This window comes from Streptomyces sp. DSM 40868 (genome assembly GCF_011820545.1).
GTDB classification, from domain to species: domain Bacteria; phylum Actinomycetota; class Actinomycetes; order Streptomycetales; family Streptomycetaceae; genus Streptomyces; species Streptomyces eurythermus.
Window position 1 is genome coordinate 9,117,256 of record NZ_CP050504.1, and the last position, 20,410, is coordinate 9,137,665.

At 71.4% G+C, this 20,410-nt stretch carries 14 protein-coding genes; 4 read left to right on the top strand and 10 right to left on the bottom strand.

Annotated elements, in window-relative coordinates:
* Positions 1-245 precede the first annotated feature (245 nt).
* The 7 genes from HB370_RS40955 to HB370_RS40985 all read right to left on the bottom strand — a co-directional run bounded on the left by HB370_RS40955 (position 246) and on the right by HB370_RS40985 (position 9,030).
* On the bottom strand, positions 246-1,460 hold the full coding sequence (locus HB370_RS40955; RefSeq protein WP_244405962.1) for a methyltransferase: 1,215 nt from the start codon (positions 1,458-1,460) through the stop codon (positions 246-248).
* Positions 1,450-2,787 carry an MFS transporter gene (locus HB370_RS40960; protein ID WP_244405964.1) on the bottom strand — a complete coding sequence of 446 codons (1,338 nt, stop codon included), beginning with the start codon at positions 2,785-2,787 and terminating at the stop codon, positions 1,450-1,452. Before HB370_RS40960 ends, HB370_RS40955 begins: the two co-directional genes overlap by 11 nt.
* Positions 2,784-4,286 (bottom strand): NUDIX domain-containing protein, encoded by a 1,503-nt coding sequence (locus HB370_RS40965; protein ID WP_167513325.1) that lies wholly within the window; start codon positions 4,284-4,286, stop codon positions 2,784-2,786. Before HB370_RS40965 ends, HB370_RS40960 begins: the two co-directional genes overlap by 4 nt.
* A gap of 73 nt (positions 4,287-4,359) precedes the next feature.
* Positions 4,360-6,393: an ABC transporter ATP-binding protein gene (locus HB370_RS42605; RefSeq protein ID WP_167513326.1), complete on the bottom strand. Its 2,034-nt coding sequence runs from the start codon at positions 6,391-6,393 to the stop codon at positions 4,360-4,362.
* A 187-nt stretch (positions 6,394-6,580) separates the two neighbouring features.
* Positions 6,581-6,958: a hypothetical protein gene (locus HB370_RS40975; RefSeq protein WP_167513327.1), complete on the bottom strand. Its 378-nt coding sequence runs from the start codon at positions 6,956-6,958 to the stop codon at positions 6,581-6,583.
* A 600-nt stretch (positions 6,959-7,558) separates the two neighbouring features.
* Entirely contained in the window at positions 7,559-7,834 is a 276-nt protein-coding gene (locus HB370_RS42805) for a hypothetical protein (RefSeq protein WP_348273523.1), read from the bottom strand.
* Positions 7,835-8,640: 806 nt separating this feature from the next.
* A complete protein-coding gene (locus tag HB370_RS40985; RefSeq protein ID WP_167513328.1) occupies positions 8,641-9,030 on the bottom strand; it encodes a hypothetical protein in 390 nt (129 codons plus the stop codon).
* Positions 9,031-9,391: 361 nt separating this feature from the next.
* Here HB370_RS40985 and HB370_RS40990 point away from each other — a divergent pair, with 361 nt between their 5' ends.
* The gene (locus HB370_RS40990) at positions 9,392-10,708 is read left to right on the top strand and encodes a hypothetical protein (RefSeq protein ID WP_244405966.1); all 1,317 of its coding nucleotides are present in this window, start codon (positions 9,392-9,394) and stop codon (positions 10,706-10,708) included.
* A 2,182-nt stretch (positions 10,709-12,890) separates the two neighbouring features.
* Here the strand turns inward: HB370_RS40990 and HB370_RS40995 are convergent.
* Together HB370_RS40995 and HB370_RS41000 are read right to left on the bottom strand one after the other, a co-directional pair.
* Positions 12,891-13,511: a hypothetical protein gene (locus HB370_RS40995; protein ID WP_167513330.1), complete on the bottom strand. Its 621-nt coding sequence runs from the start codon at positions 13,509-13,511 to the stop codon at positions 12,891-12,893.
* Between the two features lie 899 nt (positions 13,512-14,410).
* Positions 14,411-15,607, bottom strand: coding sequence for a methyltransferase domain-containing protein (locus HB370_RS41000; RefSeq protein WP_167513331.1), 1,197 nt, complete (start codon positions 15,605-15,607; stop codon positions 14,411-14,413).
* A gap of 473 nt (positions 15,608-16,080) precedes the next feature.
* On the opposite strand from HB370_RS41000, the gene HB370_RS41005 reads away from it, so the two are divergent.
* From HB370_RS41005 to HB370_RS42405, 3 genes are all read left to right on the top strand, one after another.
* On the top strand, positions 16,081-16,800 hold the full coding sequence (locus HB370_RS41005) for a HEAT repeat domain-containing protein (protein ID WP_167513332.1): 720 nt from the start codon (positions 16,081-16,083) through the stop codon (positions 16,798-16,800).
* A gap of 176 nt (positions 16,801-16,976) precedes the next feature.
* Positions 16,977-17,963 carry an aminoglycoside phosphotransferase family protein gene (locus HB370_RS42400; protein WP_280117788.1) on the top strand — a complete coding sequence of 329 codons (987 nt, stop codon included), beginning with the start codon at positions 16,977-16,979 and terminating at the stop codon, positions 17,961-17,963.
* A 274-nt stretch (positions 17,964-18,237) separates the two neighbouring features.
* A complete protein-coding gene (locus HB370_RS42405; RefSeq protein WP_244405970.1) occupies positions 18,238-19,200 on the top strand; it encodes a hypothetical protein in 963 nt (320 codons plus the stop codon).
* A 17-nt stretch (positions 19,201-19,217) separates the two neighbouring features.
* Here the strand turns inward: HB370_RS42405 and HB370_RS41015 are convergent, their stop codons facing one another.
* Entirely contained in the window at positions 19,218-20,369 is a 1,152-nt protein-coding gene (locus HB370_RS41015; RefSeq protein WP_167513334.1) for a glycine amidinotransferase, read from the bottom strand.
* Positions 20,370-20,410: the final 41 nt, after the last annotated feature.

The following is a 20,410-nucleotide window of genomic DNA, read 5'->3' on the forward strand; positions in this document are numbered from 1 at the left end:
CTTCCGTTGCCCGTGATCGCCGGATGGGCCCCAGGAGCCGTGACACGGCCGACCATCGCCGGGATGGCGGACCGGTCCGGAGGGAAGAAGTCCTGCGGCCAGCCGACCGGAACGGCGGCACCGGTCTGGGGGAGAGAGTCGTGCTGCGGGGGCACGGACAACTCCTTGCTGCTGTACGGCTGTTCGGTTCAGGGCGATGAGGTTCTGCCGTTCGGCGGACGCGGCGACGGCAACCGGCGGCGCGGTCACGTGGTCTGCGGGGGAACGGTGGTGAGCGGCGGCAGCGTCCAGGTCAGCGCTTTCGGCCCGGGGCCGGAGGTGACGTGCTGGTGCCCGGGACCGCCGGTGAGGTCGACGTGGTAGGTCTCGGGTCGGCCGGCCGCCTCCCAGCGGGCGCGCACGTCTTCGAGTTCGGCCCACACATCGCGCGGCCCGTGCACGCGGACCGTCCCGTCGCCGGGGCCGGCCACGGCCCAGGAGTCCTCCCTGGGGGCGACGATCGTCATCGTCTCGGCCTGGAAGTCGCGCGCCAGGCCGGGGGCGAGGTAGGCGGCGGCGAGCCAGAAACCGTAGGCGTCGTCCGGCGGCGGGGCGAGTCGGGTGGGCCGTGCCCTGCCGGGGTCGGCCTTGATCCGCGCACGGTGATCCAGGGCGCTGAGCCACTGGTAGCCCAGCATGGGCCGGTATCCCCGCGGCCTGCCGCGCAGCACGGCCTCGATCCGGCCGCGATCGGACCGTGTGAGGAGGAGCTGTCCGGGCCAGCTCGGGGTCCGGGTCGTGAGCGTGGTCAGCAGCTGTCCGCCGGGCGCGAGCTGCTCCACCCACGCGGGCGGGACGCACGGCACGCCGATCCCGGAGTGGATCCGGTCGTACGGCGCCCGGGCCCGGTGCCCGTCGAGTGCGTCGCCCTCGACTACCGCCGCGCCGACGCCGAGCCGGCCGAGGTTGTGCCGCGACCAGGCCGCCATGTGGCCGTCCCGTTCCACGCCGGTCGCGAGGCCCGGTCCGGTGAGGGTGGCGGCGAGCGCGAGACAGACGCCGGGGCCGGAGCCCAGCTCCAGGTAGCGCAGGCCCGGTGCGAGGCCGAGGGCCTGGAGGACTTCGACGGTGGCGGGGGTGTAGGTGGTCATGGAGGTCATGTGGCCGCCCGTCACCGGTCCCCGGGCGAGCGCGTCGAGGGGTTCACCGTCGCGCTGGAGGAGGATCGACTCGTTGCTGTGGATCAGGGCGAGCCACTCCTGGTGGTCCTCGGGGTGGGAACCGTCCAGGAGGCGCCAGTCGATGGGATCGGCACCCGGGCCGCTGATCCGCACGTACGCGTGCGGCAGCAGCACCTCGCGCCGTACACGGAGCAGCGCGTCGCGCAACTTCGGGTCGGTGAGCACGCCGGTGGAGGTGAGACGGTCGACCATCGCGGCGCGCAGACTGCTCGCATCAGTGGCCTGGGGATCAACGGACATGTACGTCGTCCTTCGCGGGAGCATGAGCGGGTGTGGGAGCGGGGGTGGGCATGGCGGGCAGGCGGCGGACGGGGGAAGACCACAGCAGGCCGGCCGGGACGAGGTAGAGCGCGGTCCCGACGAGCAGCGCCGCGTGGACCGAGACGCCGGCGGCGATACCGCCGGCGCTCAGGGCGGCGGCCGGCCGCACACCGGTGACCAGCCACACGGACGTCTGCTGCGCGCGGGACCGCAGCTCGGGCGGACACAGCTGCTGGCGGAGAGAGCGCTGTGTCGTGCCAGCCGCGACCGCGGCCGCCGTCCGCACCGCCCCGGCCAGGGCGATCACGCCCAGCCAGACCGGTCCCGGCCGGGCGACCAGAAGCGGTACCCCACACAGGGCATAGGCGAGGAACCCGGCCAGCATCACCCGCGCCGGCCCGTACCGGTCCACGAGGCGGGTTGCGAGGACAGCGCCTGCCAGGCCACCGGCGGCGGTGACGCCCATGACCAGGCCCAGCCCCGTGCTGCCGGAGTCCAGCCTCGTCAGCAGCGTGTAGGCGACGTAGGTGGTGACGATGCCGTCGGCGTAGGCGTGGCCGGCGAGCGAGAGCACCAGCGGACGCTGTATCGGATCGCGCATCACGTAGCCGACGCCCTCACGGATCGCGACGACCACCCCACCGGGCCGGACCGCCGCCTGTTGCCGCACCCTGCTGCTGGGCCGGATCCGGGAAGCACACCAAGCACTGATCAGGTACGAGGCCGCGTTCCCCCACGGGGCACGGACCGCGCCGACGAGGCCCACGACGAGCGTGCCACCGTAGGTTCCGGTCATGTCCGCCAGCGAGAACGCCCCGGCGATCCGCGCGTTCGCCGGGTGCATGTGAGAACGGTCGACGATCTCGGGCACGATGGCGATCGACGCGGCCTGATGCAGCACGGTCAGCGCCCCCAGCAGCGGCGCGACCGCGTACAGGACGGGCACGGACTGCACTTCCGCGGCCCAGCAGACCGGTACCACAGCCACCACCGCGGCAGCGGCGAGATCGGTGCCGATCATGATCCGCTTCTTCGGACAGCGGTCACCGGCCACACCGGCAGGGAGCGCGAGGACGAAGGCGGGCACCGTCTCCGCGGCGGCCAGCAGCGACACCTGGCTGGGGGAAGCGTCCAGCTCCAGGACCGCGACGACCGGGAGCGCGATCCCGTGGACCGATGTCCCCGCCAGGGTCACCGCCTCGTCGGCCCAGTACGCGCGGAACGACCGGTTGCCCCGCAGCGCAACGCCAGGTTCCGGCGGGGTGATGGGTGTCGCGGTCTCGCTGCTGGCGCTGCCGGCCGTCACGATCGGCTCCCCGTCCGGCGTACCGGAGTGGGCCAGCCCAGCTCGGTGTAGGTCCGGCCCGCTCGGATCCCCTCGATTGCCGCTCGCGTGTAGGGGACGATGTTCGCCGGCAGGTCGTCGACGGGCCACCACTGCCAGGCGAGGCACTTGTCCGGCTCCCTTAGCTCCGGTACGCCCTCCCAGCGGCGCGCACGGAAGATCATTTGCATCAACGGCTGCCCGTCCGGCGTGCCCACGACATGGGCCACATGGAGCAGTTCCGCATCCGCCGGGTCGATGCGCAGACCCGCTTCTTCCCACGCCTCCCGGAGCAGGCACGTGAGAGCGGACTCCCCCTCACACTTGCCTGCCAGGTAGTGCCAGGTGTTCCCCGCGTACACCGAGTCGGGGTGGCGCAGGCCCAGGAGCACCCGGCCCTCGTCGTCTTCCAGGTGGAGATGGACGCCGATGCCGTTCAGCACGGTCCGGCTGTCCCCGCCCCATGGGGCAGTGGCCGTGGCCTGCCGGCCGCCTGGCCGGTTGTCGGCCGCGTGCCGCCGGATGAGGTCTCGGGTCGCGGGATCGAGGCGTAGCCGGTCCAGCTCGTCGGGGGTGAACCAGTGCAGCAGCACTCCCTCGTGCAGCCGCAGCCGGTCGGGGTTGCCGCGCCAGCGGCCGGCGAACACCTTCACCGGGACGCTGAGCCCGTCGACGCTGGTGGCCTCCTCCACGGTGTACGGCTCGAGGCCCTCCAGGCGGAGGCCGGGGACTTCTTCGGACAGCTCCCGCAACAGGGTGCCCTCAAGGCTCGAGTCGGCGTGTGTGCGGCCGCCGCCGAGAAGGGCGAACGCCCCTGACTGCCCGATGATTCCGGGCTTGTGGTCGCGCAGATGGAGCAGGTAGCGGCCGGCTCCGTCGTGGATCAGCGCGGACGCGTTGACCGGCTTGGGTTGTCCGTCGAGCTGGGCGTGGAGGAGTTTCACGCGCAGGGTCGGTGAGGTGACCTCCGGCAACGGGAGCCACTGGGCGCCGGATACCTCCTCGTCCTGCAACGTGATCGCCGGCGGTTCCTCGTCGGCGAGGTAGAACACGTAGCGGAAGTCGACGTGCTGGTGGGCCGGTTCGCCCTTGAGGGGGTTGGCGGCGATGTCGTGGACGTCGATGTCGATGGGAGAGCCGAGCAACTGCCAGGTCAGGCACAGGGCCCTGGGCGCGATCCCGGCCTCCTCCGCCACCTCGCGCAGCGCCGCGGCGAGCAGCGTGCGGTCCTGCGCCTCGATGTGGCCGCCGGGGGTGAGCATCAGCCCGTCCGTGGCCCGGTGCCGGATGTGCAGGACCCGGCGCTCGCGGTCGATGACGACGGCGCTGCAGGTGACGTGAGCGGGCAGGGTTGTGCGGGCGGTCACGTCGGCGGGCCCGTCCAGCACGGCGAGCAGCCCGGCCAGGGCGTCACGCTCGTCAGGGTGGCGGCCGAGGTACGTCTCGACGGTCTCGCGGATCTCACAGGGGCTGGGGGGCATGAGCGTCGTTTCGCCTTCGGGTAGGGGGCGGGGGCGGGCCGGGCTGTGCGGGCGGGCTGCGGGGGTTGGTGGGTCAGCTCGCCGTCTCGTGGTCGGACGGCTGGACGTTGCGGGGGCCGGGAAGGGTGCCGACCGTGGGCGCGAGCCCGAACTGGGCGGCCTGGGCGGTGAACATGCCCTGGTACAGGCCGCCTTCGCGGGCCATGAGCTGGTCGTGGGTGCCGTCTTCGACGACGCGCCCCTGGTCGAGTACGTAGATGTGGTCGGCGTTCTTGGTCGCGGCCAGCCGGTGGGTGACGAGCACCACCGCGTGTCCCTCCTGGGCCAGCGACCACAGGCCCTGGAACGCGGCGATCTCCGCGTGCGGATCGAGGGCGCTGGTGGGCTCGTCGACCAGTAGGAACGGCGCCTGCCGGTACCGGCTTCGGGCGGTTCCCAGCTTCTGCCACTGTCCGCCCGAGAGCTGGACGCCGCGCTCGTAGCCCTTGAACACGATCGAGTCCCAGCCGTGCGGCAGGCTTTCGATCAGGTCCAGCACGTCGGCGTCCCCGGCGGCCTTGCGGACGCGGTCCATGTCCCGGGGGCGGTCACCGGCCCCGATGGCCACGTTCGCGGCCGCGGTCATCTCCCAGCGCGGGAAGTCCTGCGCCAGCAGCCCTACAGTGCCGAAGACCTGGGCGCGGTCGGCCTCGCGGACCTCGACCCGCTCACCGGACTCGCCCTCCCACCACACGTTCCCTTCGGTGGGCAGCAGCAGTCCGGCCAGCACCTTGGTCAGGGTGGTCTTGCCCGAGCCGTTCGCACCGACCAGGGCCGTCACCTTCCCCCGGGGCACCCGCACGCTCACGTCCTTCAGCGAGGGAGAGGCGGCGCCCGGGTAGGTGAACGACACCGCCTCCGTCCGCACCTCCCGCACCGGTGAGGGCAGAGGCGTACCGGAGGACGGGATGGCGTTCTCGCCCGCCACCGTGATGGCGTCCTCGGTGTCGGTGAGGAACAGCAACTCCTCGTACAGCCGGTTGACCTGCTGCACCAGGGAGGTGAGCTGGGCCGTCGAGGTGCGGATGGCGATCACCGCGGTACCGCCGACGGCCAGCGGCAGCCCGCCGTCGGCCAGCAGCCACCACAGCACCCCGTAGCAGGCCAGCGACGCCACACCGGCGATCGCGCCCGCGACGAGATCCGTGCATGCCTGTGCCCGGGCCAGGCGCCGCTGCTCCGCTTCCGTCTGCTTCGACATCTCCTCGTAGCTGGACAGCAGCTTGGTGCCGGCGGCGTGTACGCGGATCTCGCCCGCGGCGTGCGGGCGGGTCAGGTACGCCAGCAGGGAGGCGATCGCCCGCCGGTGGTCGACCCAGTTCAGGCGGGAGATGTAGTCACGGCGCGCGGAGCGGACCGCACCCCACCCTTTGGGCAGGGCGATGGCCAGCAGCATCGGCAGCAGCGCCCAGTGCAGCGACGCCAGCACGACGGCGGCCGCCGCCATGCCGATCACCACACTGCCCACGCCTACTGACAGCCGGAGCATGCTGCGCGCCGAGTCCGTGCCGAACTTCCCCGCCTCCAGGACCCGCTGGACCTCCGGCCGCTCGGTGGCCTCCACCTCCACGTGGGTGACGGCCGCGTAGTACCGGGCGGACACCGCCCGCTCCACCTGCGGCTCCAGCCGGCCCGACATGGCCGTCGACCACGCCGACAGCACCGCCGTCGCCACCGCCGCGCCGGCCAGTACCGCCAGCGATGGCAGCGCCTCGCGCAGCTTGTCCGCGGTCGGACCGTCGGCGAACAGCCGGGTGAGGACGCCGTTGACCGCCACCAGCCCCCACCCGGCCGTCACGCCCTGCCCGAGCTGGGCGACCACAACCCCCGTCAGGGCCCGCCGGTCCGCCTCCCAGCCGGTGCGCAGCACCGAGCCGACCATGCGGGGCAGCGCTGCCGCCATGTGCCCGAAGCCCAGCCGGGTCAGCGGGCCCGCGTGCCGGACGTAGGACTGGTCATGGCGCAGCCGGCCCCCGTACAGCTCGCGCTCGGCGTCCGAGATACTGGCCTGGCCCGCGGCCTTCGGCGGGCTCGCGGTGTCATCGCCGCCTGGTTCGACGTGCGTCAATGTGTTCCCTCCCCGGGGCGCGGTGATGGTGTCGCCGTGTTCAACGACGCCGCCGCGATTTCGAACACGCGCTCTTTCGGACGCGTTGCGGGCGCCGGAATAGAGCGGTTGTCCGAAGGTGCGCAGTGCACCGACCCTTGCCGCGCACGAGCACCCGCTCGGTAAGGATTGGCCGAAACGCCGATGCTCAGACTGTGTGGCTGTACGCGGTCAACGGACATCCGCACCCCTTGACGTGCTTGGGATGTGCCGGCAGGCCGAGGCGCAGGGTCATGACCGCGTGGTCGGTCAGTCCGGCTTCACGGGCCTGCTGGTGGTAGTCGCAGGCGGCAACGTGGGCGGCGTGGGGCGTGGAGACGAAGACGTGGTCGAAGCGGAAGCCCGCGCCGGTCAGCCCGTACCAGGAATGGGCCGTCTTGTCGGGGTGCAGGTGGCGGAAGACGTCGGTGAGGTTGGTGGCCTGGAAGGAGTCGCAGAAGGCGTACTCCCACGCGCCGAACACCTTGTGCGGGGGCTGGTGGCCGCGTTCGACGACGTTGAGGTCCCCGGCCACGATGACGGGCATGCCGGGGAAGGCGGCGGCGAGCTGGGGCAGGGCCTTGGTGACCGCGTCCTGGAAGCGCGCTTGGCGACGTTGCGGTGCGTCTTGGGGCCGCGGGAGGGGACGTACAGGCCGAGGACGCCGATGTCGTGGCCGCCGACGGTGACGCGGGCGGCCGGTGCGAGGTGGGTGATGGCCGTCTTCTCCACCGGGCTCACGACGCGCTCGCCGAGGCACACCACTGCGCCAAGAACTCCTATGAGTGGATGGTGGAGGGGGACATCGAGACGTGCGTCGACTCGATCGACCACGCAAGGCCAGCGGGCCCGGCGACGTCGCCAGAACCTCCCCAACTACCGGCTGTTGTTCCGGTATGCGGACGACTTTTTGATCGCCGTGACCGGGACCCGCGAGCAGGCCGAGGACATGCGCACCCAGGTGGCGGAAGTACTCGCCCCCATGGGGCTGCGTCTGTCGCCTCGAAGATCGGCTCCAGTACCAGCTTCAGGGACGCCTGGACCACCCGGTCCCGCACGGTGGGAATCCCCAGCCGACGGCGCTGGGCCGTCCCCGGTTTGGGGATCATCCGTTCGCGCACGGGAAGCGGTCGGAAGGTTCGGTCCCTCAGGTCGGACCGCACCTCGTCGAGGAATGCCTCGATGCCTTGCCCGTCCTCCACGGAACGGGCCGTCTGCCCGTCCACTCCGGCCGAGCGGCGCCCCTGTTCCTCCTCACCCGATCCCACGCGACCAGCAGGAACGCGGGATCGGCAACGAGATTGAACAGATCATCGAACCGGCGATCACGATCGTCGGTCGCCCAACAGTGCAGCTCGGTCTGCATCTCCAGTACCCGGCGCTCGGCCTTGAGCAGCGCGAACTCCAGCGCGTCGGTATTCACCGGCGGCCTCCCGGCATTGCAGCATCCTCCCTGCCGACTTGCCGGCCCCCTTCGCCATGCACGGAGCTTTCCTCCGCTCGGACTACTACGAGGTCTCCGCCCCACCTGCGGCCCTCGGCCGGCAACGGGCCTGCCTTCCTCGCCGGACCGGCTGTCCGGAAGAGCCGGGCGACCGCAGGCGGTTCCCACGTTCACCATGTGCCGATCGGCCAGGTCGGCGTCGCGCTACTACCCCGGCAGCATCACCACGCCTACGCCGCAGACCTTCAGCGTGGCCTCCCCACCGGCAGTTGGAGACCGGCTTCGGAGTTGACCGCCCCTGTCGAAGCGAGCGGTCACGCACTGCACCCCGGGCCCATATCCGCCAGATTGGAACCCGGTGACAAGACTCACGGGCTTTACACGGATTCCTCTTCGTACGCCTTCTGGCCTTGCTTGCCAAACCCGTCGCGTCTGGCAGTTCCGCGCTGTCCCGGCGTTGTCAGGGCTGCTTCCCGTCCTCACCGGCGTTCCCCGGCCCCGACTGCCCTCAGCTTCTACCCGGCCGCTGCGACGGCCCTGCGGTGGAGGTCTCGCACCTCCACTCGGTCACATGGCGCCTCGTGGCGCACCCGGCAGTTCTTCCGTTCCACGCCCGACAGCAGCCCGAGCAGGTAGGAGCGGGCTGCGGCCCGGGGCTCAACTCGCCTTAACCGGCCCGCGATCCGGGCCATGACCTGGTCGAACATCGCCCGCCAGCGGGCAGGGTCTACGCTATGGCCTGCGGCCACCGCACGATCTTCAGGAGTCCACACAACCCCCGATGATCACGCGGTGGCCGTCCCTGGTGCGGACGGGCAGTGTTCACTCGTCGTAGTACTCACAGTCGTCGCCCTGGACACGCGCCCCAGTACCCGCGCGATCTCCCGCATCTTCTTGAGCAGGATCTCATCCGGGTTCTTCACCACGATCTGCCCCTCTTCCCAGTCCAACCAGGCACCGTGAGTGTCCCGTTGCGGGTGGGTGCACATCTGTGCCAGCCACTCGTGCCGGTACTCCAACACGACGTCCTGGCCGCGCGGAGAAACCCGGGCTACCTGAACCATCTCCAGGTCGGAGTCGGCAGCGACCACCGCCTCCCACTCCTGCGTGGTGATCTGCTCGCCCTCGTCCTCCCACCACGGCGTACGCGTGGTGATGTGCACGTCATAGCCCATACCGCCACAGTAAGGGGCACGACTGACGCCACAGACGCGATCACGAAGTGGCACTGGAGTACTAACGGACCGAACGGAACCCGGAGGCAGCGGTCGGAGTGCCGGAGCCGTCACGGTCTGCGGCACCGTCGGTAAAGACACCGCGGTCCCCCGAACCCAGTGTAGGCACACGCGCGGCGAAGAGGTCGCCTCCCGCTCGCGGGCTGGCCGCCTGCGCGGCCTGGGCCCATCGCCGTATGACGAGCCGAGTGATCGACTGCCTGTGACGGTGATGTCGGTGGCCACTTCTACGCTTTCAGCCGTGAACACAGATGATCTTTCATGGCAGTTCAGCAATTACGGTGGGATTCCTCCCCGGAAAGTGACTCTCCTGTTGGAGCACGGTCACCTGGACCTCGTGATCCAGGCGGCAGCGGAGCGCGGCGGGTGGTTCTGCGCGGAGGGTGCGGTGCAGGAGCTGTGCCGGTCGGGCGAATTCGGGCGGGCACTGCAGGTGATGGAGCCGTTCGCCGCGACCGGCTGGCGGACCGCTCTGTGGGCGAAGGCGGAGATCCTGTCGCGGGCGGGCCGGGCAGCTGAGGCTCTGGATCTGGTGCGCCCGGATGAGGAGGACCGCGCTTCGCCGACCGTGTGCCGTAACGTCGCCGAGTTGCTCGCCAAGGCAGGGTACGTGGATGAGGCCATCGACCTGCTCGTGCCGCACATCGGTGAGTCGTGGATCCGGACGGCCCTGGTGGAGATCACCAAGGACAAGGACTGTGACGCGCGGGTGCTGGAGTTGATCGCCCCGCACGCCGAAGCCGCACGGCGCGCCCACGACGAGGGCCGACGGGACCACTCCTGCTCGGACGCGCAGGAGCTCCAGGCCCAGGTACTGGAGCGCGCGGGCCGCGCCGACGAGGCGATCCGGATCCTCGGCGAGGACATGGTCAGGCGCCGTTTCCTCTCCGAGAACACCCTCACCGCCTACGCCGAACTACTGGCACGCCACGATCGGCTCCAGGAGCTGCGCGAGCTGGCCACCGGACAGTACGCACACAGCGTTCTGGACATCTACGCCCGTGCCCTGCGAGAGCACGGGCGGGACGAGGAGGCCGAGACGGTGATGCGTGAGGCAATCGCCGCCGACGACTGGGTCGGCTACCGGGCCTGGCTGTCCTCGGTCCTGCTGGAAGACGGCCGACTGGACGACGCGATCACCGTGGCCGAATGCGGCTTCAGCTGGTACGACTGCTCCAACCTCCTGGCCCCACTTGTCTATCCCCTCCTAGACCGGCCCGCAGAACTGCTCTACCTCCTGGACCATCCCCTTACCGTGCCCCACCACGGCCACAAGGAGTTCCAGCACTGGTGGCGGGCCTTCGCTCTTGCCGGCCTCGGCCGTGCCGAGGAAGCGATCGCCGTGGTCGAAGCCCACCCCGATCCGTGGACCGACCCCCGCATCGTCAGAGCAGGTCTCCTCAGCACCGCCGGCCACCTTGCCGAGGCCGCGGCGGAACTGCGGGACCTGGGCACCATCGCAGCACGTGAGGAACTGTTCGAGGTCCTGGTCCGGCAAGGACAGGCGATGGAGGCGATAACCGCCCACCCCACAGTCGCCGAACAGCGCGCCGCCAAGGCAGAGACCGAATCCATCCCTCTCCGAGAAGACGGGTACTCCGCGGAGCCCCCCTTCTAGGGTGACGCTCTCACGCCCCCCTCAGGAGTGATCCGTGAATGACGGCCGCCCGTAAGGCGCCCTCTTGTCGCAGGTACCAGCATCGCCTGCCCCCTCACGGATTGCCTGCCGCACCCGCCCCGGGGTTCCCCGCTGGCCGGGTGCGCCGCTCCGGCGCTGCGGATTCCGCTCGCACTGTGTTCCCGGTGCCGCCAGCTGCTGCGGCGACAGCCAGCCTCTCCAGTCCGCAGGAGAAGAGCCGGGGCGGCGCGCGCAGAGCAGCTGGGCGCGGCCCCGTCGGTCCCGCGGCAGGTGCCTGCGGCAAGGGCGCCGGGATCGGCCCGGCCTTAGCGGGCTGACTCTGACGGCATGGATCGCGCGCGCCCGGCGCGCCGTCGTGCGCCCCCGCTGCCGGGCCGTGCGCCGCCCGTCCACTGTCGCGGGCACCGTCCGGTCGTGTCTTCGCCGCCCTGGCTCCGGCCGCAGTGCCGCTCGGCCGGCCGTCACATCTGATGGCGCCCTCGCTGTTTGGCCCCGCCCTGCTGTACCGCTCGGCTTCTGACCATCGCCTGCTGCCGATCCGCCTTCCGGCTCGGGCTTGGCCGCTGGGCTGGTCGCTCGCCCGTCGCTGGCCTGCAGTTCCAGACGGTCGCCGATGTCCGCTGGTGTCCGTCCGGTTCTGGTTCGGCTGTTGCCGTGCGCCGCTACTCGACCGCCTGTGAGATGCTGCCCGCCGCACGGGCCGTGCCGTTCGGTGTCGCGCCTGCCCGCCGGTCCGCCTGTGCTGCCGCTGGTCGGACCACCGCTGCGGTACCGCTCGCTGCTCCAGCTCGCCGCCCGCGAAGTTCGTCCGCTGTTACCGTTCCTGCCGTGCCGTGCCCACCGTCGCCTCGTTGGCGTCCGCCGCCGCTTCGGTCCGCCCGCTCCCGGCCGCCAGGGTCCGTGCTCCCCGCCCGCTATGCTGCCGCGCCTGCCCCTCGCATCTGCTGTCGGCCCGTCCCGGCTGTCGCCCGCCGTCGGTCACCGCGCAGTCTCTCTCGGCTCGGCCGCCTCCGCGTCCGGCTCGGTCGCGCCCCAGTCCCGGGCCGTGCCGTCGTGCTGCGCGGCCCTTTCCTCCGTCGTCCCCGACGGCGACGCCGTCGCGCGGGGGAATGGCTGCTCGTGGCGGGCCCGCCCCTCCTGGGGTGTGGGCGCCCGCGTGCGGTGCCGTACGTCCGACGTCCGCCCGGTCCGGTCAGACCTGTTCAACTTGGTGGCCGCCCGGGCTGGCCGGTCTCCGGCAGTGGTTCGCCCGGCGCTCGTTCCGGTCGCCGCAGGAGAAGGAACTGTTGCTCGCCGCCCGCCCGTGTTCGTGCGGCCCCAGCCCCGGGCGGGCGAAGGGTGCGGACGGGTGCGGCGGTAGGACGGCGATGGGCCGCCAGGACGGGCGGCGAAGAGCCGGGACGGGCGGACGGAGCGCTCTGGCGAGACGACGGGAGGCCAGGGCGGCGCTGGGCGCGCACGCGACCGGGCGCAGGACTGGGGCGGGCAACGGTACGACGGCCGGAGCGGCCCGAACCCGAAGGCGGCAGCCCGCGCGGCGGGCCAGCGGCACAGGCGGAGGGCCGGGGCCAGCCGTGGATGGCCGGCGCGGGCGGCGAGCGGCAGTGCCTCCCCGGACGCGTGGTCTCGGTTCGGCCAGAGGGGCCGAGCGGGGCGGTGGTGTCGTACTCAGGGTTGGTGAGCTGCGCGGCACCGGGCGGGTACGGGGCCGACCGGAACGACGGAGGTCTGGCCGGCGGGGGATGAGACCGTGACCTCGCCGCACGGTGGGGTCTGCGGCAGGGGAGAGGCGGGCGGCCCGTCCGGGCAACGTGCGACGGCCACGGACGGGCTCCAGCCCGGATCGTTCCTGTCCGACGCACCGGCGGGCGCCGACAGGCCGGAGAACCTCCCGGTGGTCACCGGGACGGTGCCCGCTGCCCACCGTCCCGGCGTGGGACCGCGCTGTCGCGCCCGGCTCGCTGCCAGGCCCGTGCTCCCGTCGTGCTATCCCGTCCGACGCCGTGTCGCCGTTTCCGCCGTCGCGTCTGCCCCCGTGCCTTTCGACGGTCGAGGCCCTGCGGTGCCGGCCGGGAGCAGGGGCCCGGCCCGCCTCGGGGACGACCGTCGTACTCGGACCGGTGGCGTGCACGAGGCGCTCGTCCAGGGCGAGTTCGGGTGGTCAGTGGTAGCGGCTCAGGCGGCCGAAGCGGGCCAGGAGGTCCTGCGCGGCGTCCTCGTTCAGTCCCAGGGCCGCGGCCGTCTGCTCACCGGTGGCGTCGCTGTTGATGACGTCCAGGGCCGGCCAGTACGCCGTCTGCACGGCGATCACCTCCAGCCGGCGCGCGGCCCGCAGGGCCGCGAGCGGTGTCGTCTTCGCCAGCTTCTCGATCTCCGACTCAACCCGCAAGAGCAGGCCGGCCAGTGGTTCCGGCACGGTGACAGCCGACCGCTCCACCTCCACGGTGTGCACGTCCCATTCCTGCGCGCACGCATCCGCCACATCCCCGGCCGCTTCGGCCAGGCCCTTCCCGCCGAACTCCTCCCAGTGCAAGGGGTGGTGCGGGCTGGTCCAGCCGCAGGAGCACACAGCCCGCAGCGCGGCGGCCCGCGGTGCCCGCACGAAACCGTCGCCCCCGTCGTAGACGCTCCACTGCGACACCTCCCGCCCGGTGCCCGCAGAGGTCATCGCGATGAACACCGGGTCCGGCATGCTGCTGTCGGCCAGCAGCACACCAACCGCGCCCTCGTGCGAAGCACCGAACTCCTCCGTCGTCCACGACTCCCGCTCACCCACACCCATCAAGTTCTCCCGCGTCCCATGCCGAACCCGCCCGGGCGCGCCCAGGGCAGAGTGTCAGCACCGACCCTGCCGCAGATGCGGCGTCCTGCACCACCGAAACCACCGAAGAGGTGAGTGAGTGCCAGCGGCACATCCATCTCATCGACAGGCTGCTGTATCGCGTGGCGGCCGGGCGGGAAGCACGTTCGCCCGGCCGCCGCCGCGCCCGGCTCGGGCACCCCGCCCAGTCCTGGCCCACACCGTCGTGCTGCCCGGCCTCACCCTCCGCAGTCTTGTACGACGACACGGTCGTGTGGGGGAGAAGCTCGCGGCGGGCCCGCTCCGCGCGCCGGTGCCGGTCGTCCAGGGGCCGCCGTTCCGTCCGCCCCGTTCAGCTTGTCCTCCGCCGGGGCCCCGCCGCCCCGCGCGTGCCAGCTCCGCGCGGCGGCCGCGGTCGGCGCGTCGTCGACCGATCGGCCGGTCTCCGACCGTGCCTTGTCGGGCGCTCGTTCCGGACACCCCAGGGAAGAAACTGCTGCTCGCCGCCCGCCCGACGTCCACCGGCCACCGCCTGTCCTGGTCCTCGATGGCACGGGCCCGTGCGCCCGCCGGTCTGGTGCCGTCCGGCCCGCGGCTGCTCGGCCTGGCGTGGCCGCCCGGCCCCCGGGCGGCCACGCCAGGTCCTGTGCCGCCGTCGGCGCCCCGCTCGGCCTCTCCGACGTTGCGGTCCCATCCCCGTCCCGGCGCTGTCCGCCGTGCTCGCTCTCTGATGCCTCCCCCGTGCCGGAGAGCGGGCACGGGACCGGCCGAGAACGCTACAGACCTCCGCCAGCGCGCCGGGTCCGACAGGCCGCCGCAGCGCTTTCCGAAGGAGCCTGAAGGCCCTGAACGAGGCACGAGTCCGCAGTGCGCCAGCCACGTCAGACGGGCATCGGCGGAACGGGCCAGGACTCCTTCGCCGGATCGTCCAGCCAGGCTCTCTGGCCGGAGGCGTCGATGGTGAGTCCGAACCGCGTCACCTCCGGGGACCCACGCTCCTTCCACCAGTCGTAGGCGTCCCGGACTTCGTCCCACAGACGCCTGGACCCGGACTGCCATACCGAGGCGTGTTCCTGGCCGTCACGGAACATCACGCAGGCCCATGAGGCGTCGATGAGGCTGTAGAACCAGACCGGACGCTCACCGCCCCGCTTGTCCGCCACTGCCTGGCGGCAGTGAGGAACCCGAAGGCCCAGGACAAACGGCAAATCCGTGAACTGGCCCGTCAGAAAGTCTTCTTCAGCAAGGGCCACTGTGCTCTGGTCGGCGCCCTCCAGGGGACCTGCGGACAGGTAGTCGGTGGGACGGATCGCCGGGCCCCGTTGCGCGCGGAGCTTCATGAACTCCACCAGCCTGGTGAACGGCCCTGCGGCTGTCTCGCCGTTCACCACCAGGCGGACCACGGCGTCGGCATTGCCGTAGGAGGTGCCCCAGGGAGCGAGGATCACGCCACCACGCCGGGTCTGTGCGACCCACTCCATGGGCAGTTGGCGCAGGCCGACCGTGGCCAGGATCCGGTCGAAGGGAGCGGCTGCGGCGTACCCGTGGAACCCGTCGCCCACGACCACCTCGGGGCGGAAGCCCAGCTTGAACAGGCGGTCACGAGCCGTCGCGGCCACCGTCGCGTCCACTTCGATGCTCGTCACGTTGTGCTGGCCGAGCCGGTGGCTCAGCAACGCGGCCGTCTCGCCTGTCCCTGTGCCGACGTCCAGCACGCGCATGCCCGCTTCCACGTCCAGATCCCGCAGCAGTGAGAAAACGGTGGAGGGCATGGAAGAAGAGCTGGTGGACAGCCTTCCCGGATCACCGCCGCTGTGGGTGCCGTCGTCCCACTGGGTGACGATGGGCACGTTACTGTCGGCCGCCGCATACCAGGTATCCGGGGTGGCTCGCCTGTCGACGCAGACGCTCGAACGGGTCGACATGTCGTAAGGCCACATAAGATCCGGAAGGAACGCGGCCCGGTCGACGGCCGAGAAGGAAGGCATCCAGTCCAGCGACAGTGCACCGATCTCCGCCAGGATCCGCCTCAGCTCTTTGCGGCCGGGGCGGTCGGTGCGCAGCGCGGCAGACGTCATTTGCGGTGCTTCCCGTCCCCTTCCGGGCTGGATCCATCGGGGCTCGGAGGCTCTTCCGGCGGCGTCCACGGCGTGCCGGGGTGACCGTCACCGTCGCCGCCCGACTGAACCGGCAGAGCAGACCGCTCGCTCATTCTTTTCCTCCTGCGGGTCGGTAAGACGCAGCCACTGCATTGTCGACATCCCCGATTGCAGTAGCGAGCCGACTTCCGGCCAAATTCACCCCACAATACAAGCGGTTAATTTTCATGACAGTAGGGTTATAGAGAAATCAAGCGCCGTCCATCCAACCGACCCGAAGAGGCCCGGCCGACAAACACTGTGCTTGCCCGAAAGGAAAGCCGAGCACAGAGAACGGCTGGCGGTGCATGGCAGCAGCAAGCACGGTACGCAGCCACACAGGGAAGCAGCCGCAGTAGCCTGGCCTGACGCGCGGCACAGCCGGCAAACGCCCACCGCCCGGCCGGGACTGGGTGGCGGCCGGCAACTCCCCGGACGCCCGGTGGAGCGCGCTGCGCGGCTACGACGCGGTCCTCGCCGAACTGCCCGTGCTGCTGGTCCTGTTCGACGACGCCGATCCACGCATCCGGACCCGGATCGCCTACCTCCTCGCCTGGTTCCCCGAGGCGGCCGCCACCACGCTCCCGCTGTTCCTCGCCCGCACCGCGCGCGAGGACGATCCCGTTGTCGCCGCTACTGCCCTGGTCGCCGCCGGCCTGATCGGCACCGCGGCGCAGGCCGCCGACCTCGCCCCGTACCTGTCCGCGGACGAACCTCTGGTGCGGTGGGCGGCTGCCACCGCACTCGTCCGCCTCACCAACCACCAGCAAGACGCGGTCGAACCGCGACTGCTCGACCGCGCCGTCGCCGAACTCACCACAGTTGCCGACAGCCCCGTGCCCACCCGCGTGACCGACTACAACGAAGGCGACTTCCACGGCCACATCGAACGGTCCCCGCACAGCCTCCCCACAGGTGCGCCGCAGGCGGCCCTCGCCGCCTGTCTGCCCCGGATCGAACGCGACCGCGACGGCCACCGCACACGCACCGCCCTCAACGAACTGTTCCGCACTCCGCTGCCGGACCCTCTGCCGGACTACGCCAGCCTCCCGGTCTGGCAGCGTCAGTTGCTCCGCGCCCTGGCAGAACAGCACTACCCCTGGATCGCCCGCTGGGTGGCGGCAACGCTTTGAGCGGGGTGATGCCGGTACCGGCGTAAAGGTCGGGTTCCAGTGACAGGACGGTCAGCCGCTCGCCGGCCTTCAGTGCCTGCCAGGCGATCGCCGCGCCCGACCTGACCCGTCTGAACAACCCAAAAGTCCTGTTTGCTGGCCGTGTCCGGTTCACTGCTACCTGTTGAGGGAGTCGCATGGATTTCTGGCCGATTGAGCGTGGCGAGCAGGCGTTTCAGCAGTCGGTGACCGCTGACGGGATTCAGGCAGTTTGTCGTCGTGCGTTCGGACCCGATGCCCTGGTTGTGTCCGCCGAGGAGTTGGGGTCGGGGATGTACAACAGCGTCTACCGGGTGCGGCTGGCGGGGCGGGATCGCCCGGTGGTCTTGCGGGTGGCTCCGGAGGAGCGGCGGCAGTTCCGCAGTGAGCGGCATCTGATGCGGAATGAGTTCGCCTGCCAGCCGTGGCTGGTCCCGATCGCGCATCTGATGCCGAGGGTGATCGCCGCCGACTGGACGGGGCAGGTGATCGGCCGTGACTGGATGATCCAGACTCATCTGGACGGTGTTCCGGCCCCCGAGCATCTGGGGTCGTACCCGCGGAGCACGTGGCCGGGCTTCTTCCGGCAGCTCGGGGAGATCGCCCGGGCCGTGCACGCTGTGCGGGGACCGCGGTTCGGGCCGGTGGCCGGGCCGGGCTACATGACGTGGAGTGAAGCGGTGCTCGCGTCGCTGGAGGAGATCGCCGCCGACCTGGACGGTTCCGGTCTGGACTCCGCCGACGTACGCCAGGCCGCTGCGGCGGCCGGCCGCGAGCGGGCCGTGCTGGATGAGGTCACCGAGCCGAGGCTGCTGACCGGGGACCTGTGGACCGTGAACTGCCTGCTGGACCGGGCGGCCGCCGAGCCGGTGATCACCGGGGTGCTGGACTTCGACCGCGCGTGGTTCGGGGCGCCGGACGCTGACTGGACGATCCGGATGGCCACGGCCAGGAACGACGAACGTACCGCGTTCTGGGAGTCCTACGGCACCCTGGACTGCTCGCCGGCCGCGCGGTGGCGGTCGCGGATCTATGAGGCCCGGCACCTGGGCGCGCTGCGCCTGGAGCGGCACCGGCTGGGCAAGGCGGACGCGGTCGCCGAGAGCTATCTGGCGATGGCCGCCGTACTCGCCGGCCTGACCTGACCCGGCCCGGCCCGCCCGCTGCGGGCAGCGGCTCGACCTGGACCTGGATCTGGATCTGCCGCGCGAGCGCGTCGACTCGCTCTTCGACCTCGTCAGCGTCAGAGCCGGTGACGACGAAGCAGCCCAGCCGGTCCGTGTTGGCTGTGGCCGCGTGCACCAGGTCGCCGACTGCTGCTCGCCATGGGACGAACGGCACCCCGGGCCCCTGCTCCGGGAGTCGGCTGAGTGAGGTCAGACGTCCGGTGTGCGGGCTGGTGATGAACCGTACGGTGGCGTGCCCGCGGGCGGTGGGGGTGAGCGCGGCCGGGCGGCCGAGGGCGACGTCGAGCAGGGCCGCGAAGACGTCGATGCCCAGGGCGTGCTGAAGGAGGGTCCCGATGTGTCCGGCGCCGAGCCGGGCGGCGATCTCGATGACCGCGCACCGTCCGGCGGGATCGATGACGACTTCCGTGTGCGAAGCGCCGTTGCGGACGCCGACCGCCCGGATCGCCGTGCTCACCTGCCGGTGTACGGCTGCTTCGGTCGACGGGGGCAGGCAGACGGGGAGGCTGTGCCCCGTCTCCACCCGGCACGGGCCGCTCGTCGTCGCCTTTCGTGTGATGGCCAGGTGCGTGGTGGCGCCGTCCTGCGTGACGGACTCGACGCTGTACTCGGTGCCCGCGGCGTACGCCTGGACGATGACGCCCGGACCCCCTTCGCTGCCTTCCGTTCCGTGTATCGAGCGGGCGGCGTCGGCCGCTGGCGCGGCCTCATCCAGGACGGTGACCACGGTGACCCCGGCGGAGCTCGCGCCGGCGGCCGGCTTGATGACACAGGGGAAGCCGACCCGGCGGTCGCGCAGGGCATCGTGCAGTTCGCCATCGTCATGCGCGAGCCGGGTGTAGGGGATACGTACCCCGGCCTCGGCCAGCACACAGGCCATGGCCGCCTTGTCACGGGCCGCGTGGGCAAGGTGCGGATCGTTTCCGGGCAGACCGAGCTCGGCGCAGACCAGCGAGGTCAGTTCGGTGAGGTACTCATTGACGGTGAGGACGGCACCGACACCATGACGGCGGGCATAGGCGGCGATCTGTTCCACGGCCCGGTCGGGCCGGGTGAAGTCGGTGATGACTTGCCCGGCGAGCTTCGCCGCCGGCTCGCGCCTGGCGGCTTCGGCGGTCGCGGCGTGCACCTGCTGGCCGCGCGCGGCAGCCGCGCGGGCGAGGGCGGCGGACTCCGGGCCCGCCGCGTCCAGTAGCAGTACGGCGGGGCCGGTCACGAGAGGTAGTCCTCCAGCTCGCCGTCGCGGTGGGTATCGAGTGTGAAGCAGTGGAACCCGCCGCCGAACAGGCGGCGGTGCCGGTGGCGGACGGGCACCACGTCGAAGCCTGCGGTCTCCAGCGTCTTGGCCAGTCCGGTGCACTCCTGGTTGACCAGCACGGTGTGCTCATCGACGGACAGGACGTTGAGGTCGATGTAGGGGCTGGTGAGGACCAGGTCCTCGTCATCGTCATAGACGGGGAACGCGCCCGGGTCGGGCTCGGGCGGCACGATGTACCGCCAGGAGCGTAAGGGTTCGGGCATCAGGTCGCGGATGCCGTCGTGCCGGGCGAGGAACACCCCCGGCTTGAGGGCCAGGACCATGGAGTCGATGTGGTTGTCCGCCATCCGCCACACCCGGTGGACCCGGTAGTCGTGGCCGAGGTGCCGCTGAAGCCAGCGGAGCCCTTGGTCGTGGTTGTCCTGGGCGACGTTGACGATCAGGTCCCGGCCGAGCCGCAGTACTTGGGCGCCGTCGAGCATCATCTCCAGGCCCACGTCGTACGGGCTGGGCCGCGGATCGTCGATCGGTTCGGTCGGCCCGCCCAGCGTGGTGGCTGTGTCGCGGGCGTAGGACAGGTCGAACGAGAGGTCGGTGAGGGTGGGGCGCGGCATCACCGTCCACCGGGCCCCGGCATCCTGGTAGGCGCGGAAGACACGGTGGAGGAGCTGGGTCTCCAGGTACCGCGAGCGGATCGCCGGCGGCGTCTCGATGATCTGGTCTCCGACGATCAGGGTGTTGTCGCGGATGTTCAGCGCCGGGGTGGGGGCGGCCTGCCAGCCCAGGCCCGCGATGCGGTCCGCGTCGGGCGGCAGCGGGAGCGGCCGGTGCACGGTGACCCCGAGGTCGGTGAGGCTGGCGGCCAGATTCTCGACGTCCTCGTTCAGATCCTCGGCGTACCGCTGCTTGACGGCCCAGTTCTGCCCGCCGGTGCCGGTGCCGGCCTGTGCAAGCCGAGGGTAGGCCCAGTCCGAGCGGAAGCCGGTCAGGTTCTCGTGGTGGAACAGCTCGAAGGAGAGGTCGCGGTCGTGGCCGAGGTAGTTCTCCGCGGACCCAACGATGATCTCCTTCAGCGGGGTGAAGTCGTCGTAGCTGTGCAGGCGCATGGCGAACGCGGTTCCTTCCAGGTGGAGCGGTCGAGGGGCAG